At 37.5% G+C, this 16,817-nt stretch carries 13 protein-coding genes and 13 tRNA genes; all 26 read left to right on the top strand.

Translation table 11 applies throughout. The annotated features are described in order from the left end of the window. Positions 1-44 precede the first annotated feature (44 nt). The 26 genes from KQI83_RS11255 (at position 45) to KQI83_RS11130 (ending at position 16,729) form a co-directional block, all read left to right on the top strand. Positions 45-116 (top strand) — tRNA-Glu (locus tag KQI83_RS11255). A 19-nt stretch (positions 117-135) separates the two neighbouring features. Next, positions 136-208, top strand: a tRNA-Thr gene (locus KQI83_RS11250). Positions 209-228: 20 nt separating this feature from the next. After that, positions 229-302: transfer RNA gene (locus KQI83_RS11245), tRNA-Ile, on the top strand. A gap of 33 nt (positions 303-335) precedes the next feature. After that, a tRNA-Asp gene (locus KQI83_RS11240) sits at positions 336-409 on the top strand. 36 nt (positions 410-445) lie between these two features. After that, positions 446-518 (top strand) — tRNA-Val (locus KQI83_RS11235). A gap of 5 nt (positions 519-523) precedes the next feature. Then, positions 524-607: transfer RNA gene (locus KQI83_RS11230), tRNA-Leu, on the top strand. Between the two features lie 97 nt (positions 608-704). Continuing rightward, positions 705-778, top strand: a tRNA-Arg gene (locus KQI83_RS11225). Between the two features lie 359 nt (positions 779-1,137). Next, positions 1,138-1,620 (top strand): DUF1700 domain-containing protein, encoded by a 483-nt coding sequence (locus KQI83_RS11220; protein WP_216557926.1) that lies wholly within the window; start codon positions 1,138-1,140, stop codon positions 1,618-1,620. A 23-nt stretch (positions 1,621-1,643) separates the two neighbouring features. After that, positions 1,644-3,923, top strand: a complete 2,280-nt coding sequence (locus KQI83_RS11215) for a cyclic nucleotide-binding domain-containing protein (protein ID WP_216557923.1) — start codon at positions 1,644-1,646, stop codon at positions 3,921-3,923. A 449-nt stretch (positions 3,924-4,372) separates the two neighbouring features. Continuing rightward, the gene (locus KQI83_RS11210; RefSeq protein WP_216557920.1) at positions 4,373-4,624 is read left to right on the top strand and encodes a hypothetical protein; all 252 of its coding nucleotides are present in this window, start codon (positions 4,373-4,375) and stop codon (positions 4,622-4,624) included. A gap of 189 nt (positions 4,625-4,813) precedes the next feature. Then, positions 4,814-5,110 (top strand): rhodanese-like domain-containing protein, encoded by a 297-nt coding sequence (locus tag KQI83_RS11205; protein WP_216557917.1) that lies wholly within the window; start codon positions 4,814-4,816, stop codon positions 5,108-5,110. Positions 5,111-5,182: 72 nt separating this feature from the next. Then, positions 5,183-6,331, top strand: coding sequence for a THUMP domain-containing class I SAM-dependent RNA methyltransferase (locus KQI83_RS11200; RefSeq protein WP_216557914.1), 1,149 nt, complete (start codon positions 5,183-5,185; stop codon positions 6,329-6,331). 21 nt (positions 6,332-6,352) lie between these two features. Beyond that, the gene (locus tag KQI83_RS11195; protein WP_216557911.1) at positions 6,353-8,059 is read left to right on the top strand and encodes a lectin like domain-containing protein; all 1,707 of its coding nucleotides are present in this window, start codon (positions 6,353-6,355) and stop codon (positions 8,057-8,059) included. A 30-nt stretch (positions 8,060-8,089) separates the two neighbouring features. Then, positions 8,090-9,112: an N-acetylmuramoyl-L-alanine amidase gene (locus KQI83_RS11190; RefSeq protein WP_216557908.1), complete on the top strand. Its 1,023-nt coding sequence runs from the start codon at positions 8,090-8,092 to the stop codon at positions 9,110-9,112. A gap of 25 nt (positions 9,113-9,137) precedes the next feature. Continuing rightward, a complete protein-coding gene (locus KQI83_RS11185) occupies positions 9,138-9,737 on the top strand; it encodes an XTP/dITP diphosphatase (protein WP_216557930.1) in 600 nt (199 codons plus the stop codon). A gap of 8 nt (positions 9,738-9,745) precedes the next feature. Further along, positions 9,746-10,228, top strand: coding sequence for a metallophosphoesterase family protein (locus KQI83_RS11180; RefSeq protein ID WP_216557905.1), 483 nt, complete (start codon positions 9,746-9,748; stop codon positions 10,226-10,228). Positions 10,229-10,337: 109 nt separating this feature from the next. Further along, positions 10,338-10,412, top strand: a tRNA-Pro gene (locus KQI83_RS11175). Positions 10,413-10,419: 7 nt separating this feature from the next. Further along, positions 10,420-10,490 (top strand) — tRNA-Gly (locus KQI83_RS11170). A gap of 22 nt (positions 10,491-10,512) precedes the next feature. Then, positions 10,513-10,586, top strand: a tRNA-Arg gene (locus KQI83_RS11165). Between the two features lie 100 nt (positions 10,587-10,686). Next, a tRNA-His gene (locus KQI83_RS11160) sits at positions 10,687-10,760 on the top strand. Between the two features lie 63 nt (positions 10,761-10,823). Further along, a tRNA-Gln gene (locus KQI83_RS11155) sits at positions 10,824-10,895 on the top strand. Positions 10,896-10,903: 8 nt separating this feature from the next. Next, positions 10,904-10,976: transfer RNA gene (locus KQI83_RS11150), tRNA-Lys, on the top strand. Between the two features lie 413 nt (positions 10,977-11,389). Further along, on the top strand, positions 11,390-11,818 hold the full coding sequence (locus tag KQI83_RS11145) for a hypothetical protein (protein WP_216557902.1): 429 nt from the start codon (positions 11,390-11,392) through the stop codon (positions 11,816-11,818). A 192-nt stretch (positions 11,819-12,010) separates the two neighbouring features. Continuing rightward, a complete protein-coding gene (locus tag KQI83_RS11140; RefSeq protein ID WP_216557899.1) occupies positions 12,011-13,480 on the top strand; it encodes an RNA polymerase sigma factor in 1,470 nt (489 codons plus the stop codon). 140 nt (positions 13,481-13,620) lie between these two features. After that, positions 13,621-15,960, top strand: coding sequence for an HAD-IC family P-type ATPase (locus KQI83_RS11135; protein ID WP_216557896.1), 2,340 nt, complete (start codon positions 13,621-13,623; stop codon positions 15,958-15,960). A 139-nt stretch (positions 15,961-16,099) separates the two neighbouring features. Beyond that, complete coding sequence (locus KQI83_RS11130) at positions 16,100-16,729, top strand: sulfite exporter TauE/SafE family protein (protein WP_216557893.1); 630 nt, start codon at positions 16,100-16,102, stop codon at positions 16,727-16,729. Positions 16,730-16,817: the final 88 nt, after the last annotated feature.

Here is a 16,817-nt window from a genome sequence, read left to right as displayed (position 1 = left end):
GGGAGTTTTTTTATTATCAAAGAATAGTTAAATACTTAAGATTAGGCTCCTTGGTCAAGCGGTTAAGACATCGCCCTTTCACGGCGGTAACACGGGTTCGATTCCCGTAGGAGTCATTTATAGTTAATATAACGTGCCGATGTGGCTCAATTGGCAGAGCAGCTGATTTGTAATCAGCAGGTTATCGGTTCGAGTCCGATCATCGGCTTTTGTTGAATCAATCAACTTGGACCTTTAGCTCAGTTGGTTAGAGCAACCGGCTCATAACCGGTCGGTCCTGGGTTCGAGTCCCCGAAGGTCCACTATGTTTTGTTAACTATAAAAAGATTAGATTTGGCCTAGTGGCTCAGTTGGTTAGAGCGCCGCCCTGTCACGGCGGAGGTCGAGGGTTCGAGTCCCTTCTGGGTCGTTCAGTTACAATAGTAATTGAAAACAAATTGAAAATGGGATCTTAGCTCAGCTGGGAGAGCATCTGCCTTACAAGCAGAGGGTCACAGGTTCGAGCCCTGTAGGTCCCATTTATGCCGCAGTGGCGGAACTGGCAGACGCGCAGGACTTAAAATCCTGTGGTGGTGACATCGTACCGGTTCGATTCCGGTCTGCGGCATTGACTTTTGTTTAGAAGTTAATGAAACTATTGACAAATAGACAGAAGTGTTGTATTATATCAAATGTTGTGTATGGAGTATCCATTACATCATTATGTGTGTGTAGCTCAGCTGGATAGAGCACTTGGCTACGGACCAAGGTGTCGGGGGTTCGAATCCTCTCACGCACGTTATCTAGACCTTGAAATGTTATGATTTCAAGGTCTTTTTCTATGCAATAGGAAATTGTATCTTATTGCAAAAAGTATTCCGCAATGTTGGAAATATAAATCACATTCTACAATAAGGAAAAAGCGAGGAAGAGGTTAATTCTCAATGTTGGAAGTAAAAATCACATTTCGCAAAGTTCTCTTGTTTTATTTTTTATAAAGTTCTTTTGCATAAGTTATTACATGTAAGTTATTACATAAATGAGTAATTCGTAGAAAGAATTAGAGAAAAAGGATGAAAAATAAGTTGTTGTGTGATAAAATAGTTATAAATTGGAAAAATAGGAGTATAGTACTGAATGGAAGTTTAGGAGTGTAATATGAATAGACAAGAATTTTTACATGAGTTACGAATTGCTTTACAGGGGGAAATAAGTCAGCGTGCCATAGATGAGCATGTTAGATATTATGAAAATTATATTATAGAGGAATCTAGAAAAGGAAAAAGCGAAGAAGAGGTTATTTCTCAATTGGGAAATCCACGCCTAATTGCTAAAACCCTGATTGATACTACTGAGCAATTTGGAACAGTAAATGAAGAGGAGTATTATTCAAAGCACTATAATGAAGAGAACATAGGGGATGAAAAAGGATTTCACGCTAGCTATTCTGACCGGACTGGATGGGATGTGAGCTTTGGAAAATTAAAGTTAAATAGTTGGTATGGAAAGTTACTTATGATTTTGATTGCAATTCTTATTATTATAGTGGCGGCACATATTGTTGCCTTTTTATTGCCCGTAATTATAATTATTGTAATGATATTGTTAATTATTTCTTTGATTCTAGGAAGCCGCAGATAAAAGAAGAAAGTTAGGAGGGAAACATGGAAACGGTAAAAGTAGGTAAGGGAAAAAAGTTTTTAAAAAGAGGAGAGAGAGTTAAAGGATTATATGTAATTTTGCAAGGAAGCGTTCATGCCGTTTCAAAAGATGATGAGTTTGATATGGAGGCTGGAAGTATTATTGGATTAATGGAAAGTGGCTCTGGCATTTACATGTGTGACTACATTGCCAATACAGAGTGCATTTGTTATTCCTATGAGTATAAGGTTCCAGAGGATTATAAACAAATCTTTGCAAATGAGGAAAAATATGTTTCTGTATTTACGATGTCGGCAATGCGCCAAACATCGATTTTATTACGAAGATATACTGCTTTTTATAAAATTGCACAGGGTTATTATCGCTTTTTGATGAACATGAATGAAGAGTATAAGAGATTTTGTGATGATTATGAGATGCCGGAGAAGAGTTTTCAACGAATGAATCTTGCTATGCCGGTACAGTTAAGCGATAAAATAGAAAATTGGACAATCGAGTATTATGAAAAAATGTCTACATTATCATTAAAGGCAATTGACCAGTTCTTAATGCGAGATGTTTCAATTGGAATCGGAGAAATTTTGAATGCAGCGTGCTGGATGAAACAGGCACTTTCTTTGATTGAGTTAATAAAACAGTATTTGCAATTCCAAAAAGAATTGTTATTCTCACATACAGAAGAAGACCTGTTCCAGTTGTATTTTGATTTGGCGAAAAAGGCAGCACCTACAGGAGTTGATTTAGAGCCTTTGTTTGCAAAAATTTCTGAAATTATGGAATATATAAAAAGTAGCAACTTATACGAAGAGGCTTTGATAGATACTAGATTTGCAGCATATCGCAGTTATGATTTTTATCAGCAGGTTGATTTCCCGGAGACTGAGATTTGGGCAGAAGAATCAGTAGAAGAGGAAGAAGAATTAAGAGGAGACTATTTGACACAAATATTGTCTTACAGTCGATATGATGAAGAAAAGGGAAGAGTTTTCCGGTCACAGTTGGAAGAATACAAAAATCTACCAGATATATTATCCACTTCTGATGATGTAAGAAAATTGCGTCGACAGATGACACAAGCCTTTTATGAAATATATGAATTGGCATTTTGGCGTTCTGTTGAAGATGATAAAATGCCGGTTGCGGTAAAAATGTTTTTAAATTTTGGCTTCATGGATGAAAGACTGGCAGGAGAAGATAATGCAAGCAGTATATACGACTTGACAGATGAATTATATAGATGCAAAACAGATAATGTATATACGATGTACGAATGGCTAAAAAGTATTCTAAGAGGAGAAAATGAGCCATGCCGAAATGAGTTTGACTTAGATTATAATGCTTATTTGAATGAATTGAAAAAGACGGGAAAAATTAATACAGATGAACAAAAACGTTTAGCAGATAATTTGCGCGAAAAAGTACAATACGAAATGCGCAATATGTTTGTTTCTACTAATCGTGCTACATATGGAAAAATATCTACATTCTGTCCGATTTTATGTGAACATGATATTATTAATTCGGTAGAAAGTATGTTAGTTACTGCCGCAAAGATAAATGAGGCACTTGATTATATCCGAAGAATTGATTTTTCACTGTTTTATCGAGAAATTGCATTTTCTGATCCGGAAAAAGACATTAATCGAGAAATGATACAAAAGGAAGTACTGCCAAATATTATTTTAATGCCCAATGCAGGTAGCAAGGCGATGATGTGGCAGGAAACAGCAGGAATTAAGAAAGATACACCTGCAAGATTTATTTTACCAATTATGACAGTTGCAGATGTTACGGAAATGATGATTGAAGTATCCGGAAGATTTCGTTGGGAAATGTGTCGAAAGATACAGGGAGTTCATTGGAATGACATCAGGGAACCGTCACTTACTGCTGAGTATAGTGATTATATTCAATATTATCGTAAGAATCATGAACTTACTGCAGAAGCAAGAGAAAAGGTGAAAAATGCACTTTATAAGGCAAAGAATAATTATAGAGAAGTATTTGTAAAGGATTATCAGAATTGGATTAAGTATGAATCACGAGGAAGTTTTCGTTTGAATAAAGTGGCAAGAGATATTATTTTCCGCTATTGTCCATTTAGTAAGGGAATCCGAAAAGACCTATTAACGAATCCAATGTACCGAGATATTTTTGAAAAGTATGAGATATTAAAAGGAAGAAAAATTCGTCATTTGGAATTGTGGTATGACCGTTATCAAAAAAAGGGCGGAGAGATTACAGAAGAGTTACAGGTAAATCGCGAATTTTATGAAATGTAAAAATGTAGAAAAGAAGCTTTATGAAAGAGTAGATTCTTTCGTAAAGCTTTTTTAATGTAATGGGAAATTGAGTCCTATTACATTAAAAAAGCTCCGCTAAAGAGGTACACCTCGCGGAGATGAAATTAGTCATAGATGACACTGCTTGGGCTCGAAAGAGCCCGACAAGCGGACTCTTTGTTCTATATTATAAATAGAAAGTCATTCAAAATAAAAATTAATGGAGAAAAGACCAGCGGGGGAGCCACTGGTCTTTTCTATGAGGGGAGTATAAATAATTAATAAGGGGTATAACTTGTAAGTACTATTCCTACAGAAGGAACTTCCTTACAAAAAGAATTATAATATATAACTCAGAAAAAAGCAATAGTAAATTTAAAAAAAATTGAATAAATTTTAAAAGTGTTTCAGATACTATATTTGCAGTAAAAAATTAGGAGGAATTCATTATGGCAAAAAACAGTGATATGCAAAACAGAGGTACAAACAGTGAATCTGAAAATATGAGAAATACTTATTCTCAGAATAGGACACAGAACAGTACTTCACAGAACAGTACTTCACAGAACAGTACTTCACAAAATAACACTTCTCAGAACAAGACACAGAATAAAGCTCAGAATAAAGCTCAGAATAAGGCAACAAATACCACAAGTTCAAATGCAAGTGGTTCAAATTGCAGAGACTCTTACGAACGATAAGTGGAACAGGAAAGAAAGAGAAGCATATTATAATGTAGAAACAGATTACCGGAAACACAGGAACCCGGTAATCTGTTTTTATTTATGCGAGTAGCGATGAGAATGCAATGCTTGCATGAGCATTCTGGGAGCACCGCGATAACGAGCAAGTATAGTTTACGCAAAAACTTTTTCTTGTGAGGTGGTATTATGGAGTTTCAAACAATTAGTATTAAGGAATTTGAAAAATACAGGCAAAAACCGGATGTTTGGGTGATTGATTTAAGAACAATAGAAGAATATGAAGAAATGCATGTTGGAGGAGCAAGAAATATTCCTTATGACAACTTGGAAATGTACAAAAAGTATCTTCCAAAGGATAAAACTTATATTTTATATTGCGATAGAGGAGGTACCAGCCTAAAGGTTGCCCGAGAACTAAGCCGGGAAGGCTATCAGGCAATGACAGTGGTAGGAGGTTTTCAGGCAATTTTGCAAAATATATAAAATCATTGACAGTGCAGATTAGAGAAGATAATATAGAACTATAAGTGAAAAAGTAAGTGATGGAGAACATGAATGAAAACATACGAATTAATTGCACCCTGCCACTTTGGATTGGAAGCGGTGTTGAAAAGAGAAATATATGATTTAGGATATGATATTACAAAAGTAGAAGACGGAAGAGTTACTTTTGTAGGTGATGAAGAGGCAATCTGCCGTGCTAATATTTTTCTGCGCACGGCAGAAAGAGTATTGTTAAAAGTTGGACAATTTCATGCAGAGACTTTTGATGACCTTTTCGAGGGGATTAAGGCAATTGCATGGGAAAATTATATACCTGTAGATGGTAAGTTTTGGGTAGCAAAAGCATCTTCTATAAAAAGTAAATTGTTCAGTCCTTCCGATATACAATCCATTGTTAAAAAGGCAATGGTAGAACGACTGAAACAGAAGTATCATATTAACTGGTTTGAAGAGACAGGAGCTTCTTATCCGTTACGTCTTTTTTTGATGAAGGATGAGGTGACGGTTGCAATTGATACCTCCGGAGAATCTCTTCATAAGCGTGGCTATCGAACGATGACAAGTAAGGCACCAATTACAGAAACATTAGCGGCAGCACTTATTATGCTTACGCCATGGCGAGGTGACAGAATCTTGATTGATCCATTTTGTGGAAGTGGAACTTTTCCGATTGAGGCAGCAATGATGGCAGCAGGAATTGCCCCGGGAATGAATCGAAGCTTTACGGCTGAAAATTGGACAAATCTGATTGACCGACAGTTGTGGTATGATACTGTAGAGGAAGCAGCAGAGCAGGTGAATACAGATATTGAAGTAGATATTCAAGGATACGATATAGATGGGGATGTAGTAAAAGCGGCACGAGAAAATGCAAAGCGAGCAGGAGTAGAAAATCTGATTCATTTTCAGCAGCGACCGGTTAGTGCTTTGAGTCATCCGAAAAAGTATGGATTTATCATTACCAATCCACCCTATGGGGAACGTTTAGAGGAAAAAGAGGCGTTACCGGAATTGTATACACAGATAGGCGAAGCAATTCGCAGATTGGATAGTTGGTCTGCATATATGATTACAAGTTATGCAGATACAGAACGTTATATCGGAAGAAAAGCAGATAAGAATCGTAAGATTTATAACGGAATGTTAAAGACATATTTTTACCAATTTTTAGGACCAAAACCACCAAAAAGAAATAAATAGTAGGGATAAAAGAGGGAAAACGTGCGGTATTCAAAGAGATATATTGTAATGACAATCATACTGTTTTTAGCAGTAATTATTAAGTTTAACGGGATAGGAAATAAAAACGAAGAAGTGGAGGCATTTCGTGGGGCGCAATTAGAGCGCACCATATGGAATCCATTAATAGCAGAAAGTGTAAATGAACAGCTTCTGTCTGTTTTGGTAGATAATAAGGAAATGACCAATTTAGATAATGGTATTTATATGGATCAAAATCTAAATATTATGGTTCCGGCTTCTATCCTGAGAGATAGTTTTAATTGTAGTGCCCATGTATATGACGAATCAGAACTTTTGATTGAGAAACGTTCGGATGAAATTACGTTTCAGTTAAATAATCCGGAGGTTTCTATTAATGATGAAAAAGAAGAAATTTCTTCACCAATGACTTACCGTAATGGTGAATATTATGTTCCAATGGAAACGGTTGCCGATAAGCTGAATTTTAATTATAATTGGAACATTGAGGAAAATAAGGCAGTAGCAGTGAATAATGCAGAGGAAGCAAGTATTTTACCGCCACAGTACGATTTGCGGGATAAGGGACGAGCACCACAGATTAAAAATCAGGGAAGATATGGTACTTGCTGGGCATTTGCAGCATTATCTGCCATGGAATCAGAGCTGATGCCGGAAGAAGAGGAAGTATTTGCGCCGGATCATATGTCTTTGAAAAACAGTTTTGTGCTGAAACAGGCAGATGGCGGAGAATATACTATGGGTATGGCATATCTTACAGCATGGCAAGGACCTGTGTATGAGGCAGATGATCCATATGGGGATGAAACGTCTCCGGATAATCTCACAGCAGTAAAGCATGTGCAGGAAATCCAAATGATTGATGGAAAAGATTTTGAAAAAATCAAAGAAGCGGTATTTAAATATGGTGGAGTGCAGACTGCTATTTACAGTGCATTGAAAAGCTCTCAGACGAATTCTCCATATTATAACAGTGATGCTTATGCATACTGTTACATGGGAGCTGAAAAGCCGAATCATGAGATTTTGATTATCGGATGGGATGATAATTATTCTAAGGAAAACTTTAAAATGGATGTAGAAGGCGATGGTGCATTTATTTGTCAAAATAGCTGGGGAGAAGGCTTTGGCGATAATGGCGTTTTCTATGTTTCATATTATGATGTAAATATCGGAAATCATAATGTAGTTTATACCGGAATAGAGGAAACAGATAACTATGACCATATTTATCAGTCAGATTTGTGCGGCTGGGTAGGCCAACTTGGATATAGTCAGGATAGTCTTTATGCAGCAAATGTATATACGGCAGAAGGAAGAGAAAGTATAAAGGCAGCAGGATTCTATGCAACAGGAAAAGAAACATCCTATGAATTATATATAGTAAAGAATTTTGAAAATGAGGATTCTTTGAAAAACAGAGTACTGGCAGCAAGCGGAAAGGTTTCCAATGCCGGATACTATACGATTAATTTTGAAAAAGCATTTGATGTAGAACCGGGAGAAAAGTATGCGATTGTGCTTTATATTACAACTCCGGGTTCAGAGCGACCAATGGCAATTGAGTATAAAGCAGACGAATTTACGGCAGATGTGGATTTGAAGGACGGAGAGGGATATATTAGTCTGCGTGGAGAACAATGGGAAAGTACTGAAGAAAATCAGAAGTGTAATTTATGCCTTAAGGCATATACGATAAACCGCTAGTAGCGAAAGCTTGGAAGGAGGCAGTGTGAGATGCAGGAAAAAATATTGAAAATTTCAACGATAATACTCACACTGACTACAGTGGCAGCTATCATTGTGCTATATCAATTCCCACAGATGAGTGGGAAAAAGCAAAGAGCACAAATGTCCGGTGTGGAGAAGTTAGACTATGATACTGCCAATGCAGCAGAAGAAGAAACTGCATTTCCACAACAACTCCGTTTAGAGCTTCCAAAGGGTGCAAATCAGGAAAGTGTTAAAATAGAAAATGATTATGTGAAGCAGCTAATTACCATTACTGTTGATGGTGCAAAGAAAGATTATTTTGATAAACATCCCCTGCTGGGAAAAAGTAATCATATAGATGAATTGTATATGGAAAATGGTGTCATTGATATTACTATGGATGCGGTTTATGAGGTACAAAGTACAATAAAGGATGGATTTTTATATTTAGATTTTAAGACACCGCAAGAAGTATATGATAAGGTAGTCGTTATTGATGCAGGACATGGTGGAAAGGCACCGGGAGCCATTAAACAGGGCGTAGAGGAGAAGGATTTAAATCTTGGAATTTTGTTAAAATTAAAGGGATTATTGGATCAAAATGATCAGAATATCGGAGTATATTATACAAGAACAGAGGATAAAAACCCGACTTTTGAGCAGCGCGCTCAGCTTGCAAATAAGACGAATGCAGACCTTTTTATCAGCATACATAATAATTCTACTGCGGATGGTGTAATGTCGGAATACAATGGAACCGAGGTTATGTATGATGAACTGAAGGCAGAAGAGGGACTTAGCAGTAAACATTTAGCAGAAATTTGTCTGGAAGAGACAACAGCGGCGTTAGGAAGCAAGAATAATGGACTGACAGCAGGAAATAGTATCTATATTATAAGAAGCAGTCAGGTGCCGGTAGCTTTAGTGGAAGTGGGATTTATGACAAATCAGGAAGAACTTGATAAGTTAAGGTCTGATGAATACCAACAACAGGCAGCTCAGGGAATTTATAATGGGATTTTGCGTGCATTACAAGAGGGATATTAGAATGGCAACAGACGGAGGATTACAGATGAAAAAGATAATATTTGCAACTGGAAATCAAGGGAAAATGAAGGAAATACATGAGATTCTTGCAGGCGAAGATGTGGAAATTTTATCCATGAAGGAGGCAGGAATAACATTAGATATTGTAGAAGATGGAAAAACATTTGAGGAAAATGCGATTATTAAGGCAAAAGCAGTTGCAGCAGCGCCAGAGGCACAGCAGGCAATTGTGTTAGCGGATGATTCAGGTCTGGAAGTGGATTACTTGAATAAAGAGCCGGGCATTTATTCTGCACGTTATATGGGAGAAGAAACTTCTTATAAAATAAAAAATCAAAATATTATTAATCGATTAGAAGGCGTTCCAAAAGAGAAAAGAAGTGCCAGATTTGTCTGTGCAATAGCAGCAGTGTTTCCAGATAATGAAGTGATTACAACCAAGGGAACCATAGAAGGATATATTGGTTGGAAAGAGGCAGGAAGTAATGGATTTGGATACGATCCAATATTTTATTTAGATGAATATAACTGTTCTACCGCGGAATTACCAGCGGAGGTAAAAAACGAACTGAGCCATAGAGGAAAAGCACTTCGAGCTATGAAGAAAAAGCTTGCAGAGAGGTAGAATAGTATATGAAGGTATTGATTGTCAGTGATACCCATAAGCATCATGAGAATCTGATTCGGGTGTTAGAACGAGAACAGAATCTGGATCTTATGATACATTTGGGAGATGCAGAAGGTTATGAGGATGATATTGCCGATATGGCAGGATGTCCATTGGAGATTGTTGCAGGAAATAATGACTTTTTTTCCACATTGCCAAGAGAAAAAGTATTACAGATCGGAAAATATAAAGTATTAATTACTCACGGACATTATTATTATGTTTCTTCGGGAGTGGAGGACATTATAAGAGATGCAGCAGGCAGAGGAATGGATGTTGTCATGTTTGGACATACACATAGACCTCTGATAGAGCGTATGAAGGGCGTTATTGCGCTGAATCCAGGGAGCTTGACCTATCCGCGTCAGGAGGGGAAAAAGCCCTCTTATGCACTGATGGAGATTGATAAAAAGGGCGAGGCTCACTTTGCAATTGAGTACCTGGAATAAAAAAATGAAAAAAATGAAAAAAACTTGAAAAAAGTTGTTGACATTTATGTTCCTATCGCATATAATATATCTTGCGTCACGGGTAATGCCGGTAAGTAAATAAAACCTTCGGGGTGTGGCTCAGCTTGGCTAGAGCGCCTGGTTTGGGACCAGGAGGTCGCAGGTTCGAATCCTGTCACCCCGACTGATATGCGGGTGTAGTTCAATGGTAGAACACCAGCCTTCCAAGCTGGATACGTGGGTTCGATTCCCATCACCCGCTTTGCCTATGAAATTAAGGCTATGTGTTCGTAGCTCAGCTGGATAGAGCAACGGCCTTCTAAGCCGTGGGTCGGGGGTTCGAATCCCTTCGAGCACATTTCTCATTTACTGATACCAGGATTGATGATATTAAGGTAAGCGAGAAGCTCATAAGTATATGAGCAAAGATGCTGGAATTGTCCAGCAATTTTTCTATGGTGGGTATAGCGCAGTTGGTTAGCGCGCCAGATTGTGGCTCTGGAGGCCCAGGGTTCGAATCCCTGTATCCACCCTTTAGCGATAGGGCTTATTTTTTAGACAGGAAATAGTTCTATGTATCGCCGTTTATCAACATTGGGCTATCGCCAAGGGGTAAGGCACAGGACTTTGACTCCTGCATTCGCTGGTTCAAATCCAGCTAGCCCAGTTAAATATGGGATATTAGCTCAGGTGGTAGAGCACTTGACTTTTAATCAAGTTGTCCGGGGTTCGAATCCCCGATGTCTCATTCATTTTAAGAAAGCGGAAATCCAGTAAAATTAAGGGTTTCCGCTATTTTTCTGCCATTTTTCAAGTAGTAAAACGTAATAAAAAGTATGTGGTTTTTAATGTCCACATTGTGTCCGCAAGGTACTTTTTCAACCCCAATGTCCGCATCGTGTCCGCAAATCATATAGCTAAAACATCATTTATTACCGGTGTAGTATCTTCCTTTTCTTCCATGTGCAAGCATGGAACGGTTTGAGGGAGCAGTTACCATTTATAATCAACCTCGTATTCGATAATACTTTAAATATCTTTGAAAAATTTCGATTTCATCAAAAAATTGAAAAAAATTAAAACCTATTAGAAAAACGTATCGTCATATAAGTGAAAACAAAAATACAAACCGATGTTATGTCGGAGAAAGAAGGATACGTTATGGAAAAGAAAAATTTATATGAAGAACCTGTATTTAATGATTATGCATATGCAATGAGTGTAAAGGCAAGTGCAGAAGAAAGATTGCAGGCAGTGAACAGTGTATGGACATTATCCATTATTGGAAGTATTTGCGGGGTAATCGGAATAGCTACAGGATTTCTTTTAATACCGGCATTTGTGTTAGCGTGTATCTGCTATCGTAAGATTGGTGGTTTCTCCGTAGCAGCAAGATGGTCATGGAACTTCGCTAAATTTGGCTGGTTTGTAGTCCCATATTTCCCAATTGATTTAGGAATTGGCGTGGCATGTTTCTTTGTGGGACTGTATAGTTTATTTTTCCTTCCGTTTTTTGTAGCAAGACATTTAAAAAAACAGGCAGAAAAAGACTTAGAAGCTGCCGAGGAATATGTCAGATTTTGTAAATAAAAGCATTGTCATATAAAAAACAAGGTTGTTATAATAAGGAAAGAGGGACGTTAAAATGAGAGAAATAAAGTCCTTTCAAGTTGCGGTAAGAAGTGAAATGAAAAGTACAAAGTTATCACCTGAAAAGGCGAGGCGACTTTGGAAGAAGATTATGATGCGGTTAAGAAAACAGAGGCGATAAAGGAGAGCGTTATGGACATAAGAGAAGCAGTAGGATTGGCGAAAGAGGGAAAAGAGGAAGGATTTCAATATTTATATCAGGAAACTTATCAAAAGAGTTACTATGTAGCATTAAAATATATGAAGCAGGAAGATGCGGCATTAGATGTATTGCAGGATGCCTATGTGAAAGCATTTAAAAATATGGAACAGTTACAGGATGCGGAAAAGTTTCCGGCGTGGTTTGCAAGAGTGGTTGCAACTACAGCCTTAGATGAATTAAAGAAAAGGAAAGTGATTTTATTTTCACAAATGGAAACAGAAGAGGACTTTTCCATTGAAGATTCCTTTGAGGATGACAGAATTGATAGCCAGCCGGAATTATCTTATGATCAGGCAGAAACCGCTCGTTTAGTGAAAGAGATGATTGATACGCTGTCAGATGAGCAACGTATATGTATCATGATGTTTTATGTAGAGGAGCTGAGTGTAAAGGAAATAGCAGAAACGCTTGGTGTATCAGAAAATACCGTAAAAAGTCGTCTGAATTACGGACGAAAAAATATCAAAGAAAAGGTATTAGAATTAGAGAAAAAAGGTACAAAATTATATGCAATTGCTCCAATTCCATTCTTCTTATATTTATTACATCAGGATTCTCTGGCAGCACCGGCAATACAGATACCATTAAGTACCATATTAGAGTCACAATCGGTTGGCATAGGCAAAGGCGTAGCGGTAAAGGCAGGTAAAGCAGTAGGAACATTTACCGCAAAAAAAGTGGTCATAGGAGCAGTTATAGGCGTAGCGGTTTGTGGTGGTGCAGTTACTATGATTTTTAATACAAAAGCGCAGAATAAAGAGGAACAGAAAACAGTAAGTGAGGCGCAACCGGAAGAGAAGACAGAAGAGAAAAAGAAAGTACCGGAGCAAGAAGAAAAAGAAGTTGTAGAAGAACGGGAAGTAGAGACAGCGGAGGAAGAACCGGTAAGTGATAACTGGAAAGCAGCATATAGTGCCTTTGCGGATAATTCACAGGAACAGGGAAATGGTTATGCTATAGTGGAGGTAGAAGGAAGTAAAACGCCAATTATGGTTGTAGTACCTAACCTGTATCAGCTATTGGATATAGATGCACAAAGAACAGGGAAAAACCCAGAAGATAGAGGTTATTTTCCGAATCCCCCTTCCCTAGAACTTTATTGTTATGATGAACAGAGTGCAGAGGTAAAGCAGATTACAAATGCGGACGGTACTCAGATAGAGAAGGAAGCAGATGTTACATATCTTCCAAAGGAAAAATTATTGGTAGTAGATTTGGTGGGAAGTAGTGCCACAGGAGACAATGCGCAACCACAAGCGTATTCCGTTGATGTGACAAATGGAATATTAAAAGCGGTTGATGCTCATATTGAGAAAGTTACGGATGGGATAAATAGAACCGATATACTCTATTGTCGTTTTATACAACAAGCGATAGAAAATATTGGAGCGGGAGAATAAGGTTAATATAAGAAAATATTAAAATAAATTTAATTGAAAATATAACCGTCAGGCACTATAATGATAATATCTTGTAAGAAAATGGAAATGCTTATTATAAGGAAGAATGTAATACAAACATAAGAATGGCGGTGGAACGAGTGCTTGATATCACAGAAAGAGGATTAACAGCGCAAGAAGTAAAAGAAAGGATGGAAGACGGACGTGTAAACATCCTTTCTACTTCTGCGACGAAATCAATAGGGAAAATCGTGTTGGAGAATGTGTTTACGTTTTTCAACATGATTTTTGTGTTTATTGCAGCGATTTTAATTGCAGTAGGTGCCTTTAAGGAATTAACATTTATTGTAATTATCGTATTGAATACAGGAATCGGAATTGTGCAGGAATTGATTTCAAAGAAAAAGTTAGATGATTTGAGTCTTTTGGCAAAGACTAAGGCGAAAGTAGTGCGGGATGGTCAGATTTATGAGGTGGATACCGAGGATTTGGTAGAAGATGACATTGTTTATTTCGGAGCGGGAAGTCAGATTCATGCAGATGGAAAAGTGATAGCAGGAGAAATTCAAGTTAATGAGGGACTGCTGACAGGTGAATCCGATGAGATTACCAAGAATCCGGGAAAAGAATTGTTTTCCGGAAGCTATGTAATTTCCGGTGAGTGTTATGCAAGATTGACAAGAGTAGGGGAAGAATCTTACGGTGCAAAGCTTACGGCAGAGGCACAAAAGAGTACCAGACAGAAGAAACCGGGAATGATGAAGTCCCTGACGTATTTACTGTATATTATCGGTATGTTTATTGTGCCAATAGGAATCCTTCTGTTTTTGCGACAGTATGATGTATTGGGACTGGATGTAAAAGAAAGTGTAGAAAATACCGCTGCAGCTATTATCGGAATGATTCCCGAGGGACTGTATTTGTTGGTAAGTGTGGCATTAGCTGTAAGTGTAGGAAGACTGGCACAGAAAAAGATTTTGGTGCAGGACTTAAAAAGTACAGAAACATTGGCGCGGGTAGATATGCTTTGCGTGGATAAGACAGGAACCATTACTGAGTCTAAAATGGAAGTGTCGGAGATTATAAAATTAAAGGAAGATTTATCCGAGGAAGAAGTGAAAAAACAGCTTGGTGAATTTGTAGACAATATGGCAGACGACAATGAAACCATGAAGGCGATAAAAGAATACTTCAAGGAAAAAACTTCCGGTGCACGAAAAGCTGAGAAGATAGAGGCCTTTTCTTCTAAGAACAAATATAGTTCCGTAACTTACGGAGAAGGAGAAGTATATTATCTGGGAGCACCGGATATTTTATGGAAACAACCGGAGTCAGAGGTAATAAAAAAGGCTGAAACATATGCCGTGACCGGAGCCAGAGTATTACTTTTCTTAAAAAATGAAACACCATTGGCATTAGTGGCACTTAAGAATCCAATTCGACCTTCTGCCAAGGAGACATTCCGGTATTTCAAGGAAAATCAGGTTACGATTAAGGTTATATCCGGAGATAGTCCAAAAACAGTATCGGCAGTTGCTTTGGAAGCAGGAATTGAAGGAGCAGAAGCCTTTGTGGATATGACAACCATTAAAAATAAAAAAGACTTAGAAGAAGCAGCAGAAAAATATACAGTATTCGGAAGAGTAAAGCCGGAGCAGAAACGACAGCTGGTACAGGCGTTGCAAAAGCAAGGACATACAGTAGCTATGACAGGGGATGGTGTAAATGACGTACTTGCCCTAAAATCAGCAGATTGTGGAGTTGCCATGGCAGGTGGAAGTGAGGCAGCGGCAGGAGTAGCAGAGGTGGTTCTTCTAAACTCAGACTTTTCCGATATGCCTCAGGTAGTTGCAGAAGGAAGACGTGTTATTAACAATATTGAACGTACCGCTTCTCTATATTTGGTAAAAAATATCTTTTCTGTATTTTTAGCAATTATTTCAATTATTGCAGTATTTGAGTATCCGTTGGTGCCATCACAGCTTACATTGATGAGCTTTTTGACGATTGGTATGCCATCCTTTGTGTTGGCATTAGAACCAAATGAATCGAAGGTAAGTGGAAAGTTTTTGCGAAAAGTTATTTATCGGGCAATGCCGGCAGCATTAGCAGACTTATGTATTATTATCATTATTGTAATGTTCCAGTATGCTTTTCAGATTGAAAGTAAACAGACATCCACTATTACTGCACTTTTAGTTACAGCAGTTGGATTTTATATGGTATACAAGGCATGCGTACCATTCCGAAAATGGCATTATGCGTTGTTTGGTGTAATGATAGTCCTGTTAATTGGAATTATTGCATATATTCCGGATGTATTTTCTATTACAAAGCTGAATCTGGGAAGTATGCTGATATTAGGATGCATGCTGTTGTTGATACCAACATTTATTATGTTTTTTAATCGTTCAAGAGAAATTGTGACAAAGTTTTATATAAAGATAAAGGCTATACACAATGCACAAAGAAAATTGTAAATATGTCTGATGAAAAAAGCAAGAAAATAAATTAAACTAAAAACAGTATTAGGCAAAGGAGTCAGGATTCTGGCTCTTTTTGTCATTTTATAATAGTTATGTATAGAGTCATAATGACAATATTGAAAGGGAGAATTGTATGTGGATTGATTTACGGGAAATATTGCTTTATTTAGTACTGTTTTTATCCAATGGAATGCAGACAATTACAGGGTTTGCAGGAACACTTTTGGCAATGCCGCCATCTATTAAGCTCATTGGGGCAAATCAGGCAAGAGCTTTGTTGAGTGTAGTTGCTCAAGTAAATTGTCTTTTGATTGTGATTTATAATTTTAAAAGTATTAATTGGAAAGAATTTTGGAAAATGTTGGTACTAATGGTTGTGGGGATGGTGTTAGGAGCTTGGATTTATACTGATTTTCCAATTCATGAACTATTATTATTTTATGGAATATTGATTATTTCTATTGCGTTAAAGAGAATGTTTTTTCGCAAGAAAATGGTAATACCTAAGGCAGGGATGCTTTTAATCATTCTAGCAGCAGGAATCATACATGGCATGTTTTTGTCGGGAGGTGCTCTATTGGTGGTATATGCAGCATCGGTTTTAAAGGAAAAGGATGAATTTCGCTCTACTATAGCATTGTTGTGGGTAGTGCTTGGGTGTTATGTAACGGGAAAAGAATATACCATTGGTGATTATACATCCAATGTACTATTTCTTACCACAATTGGCATTGGTCCTATGTCAAGATTTAGTACAAGTTAAAATGAGAAATTTCTCCCCATTTTAACCTGCCAGAAGCTCAGCCTCAGTGTTCGTTCTTTCATACACTCGTTCGAATTCGTTTGGCGAC

Origin of the sequence: Roseburia sp. MSJ-14 (genome assembly GCF_018918225.1) — a bacterium.
GTDB lineage: Bacteria > Bacillota > Clostridia > Lachnospirales > Lachnospiraceae > Petralouisia.
The sequence above is the reverse complement of the archived record's forward strand: the minus strand, read 5'-3'. Positions and strand labels throughout refer to the sequence as shown.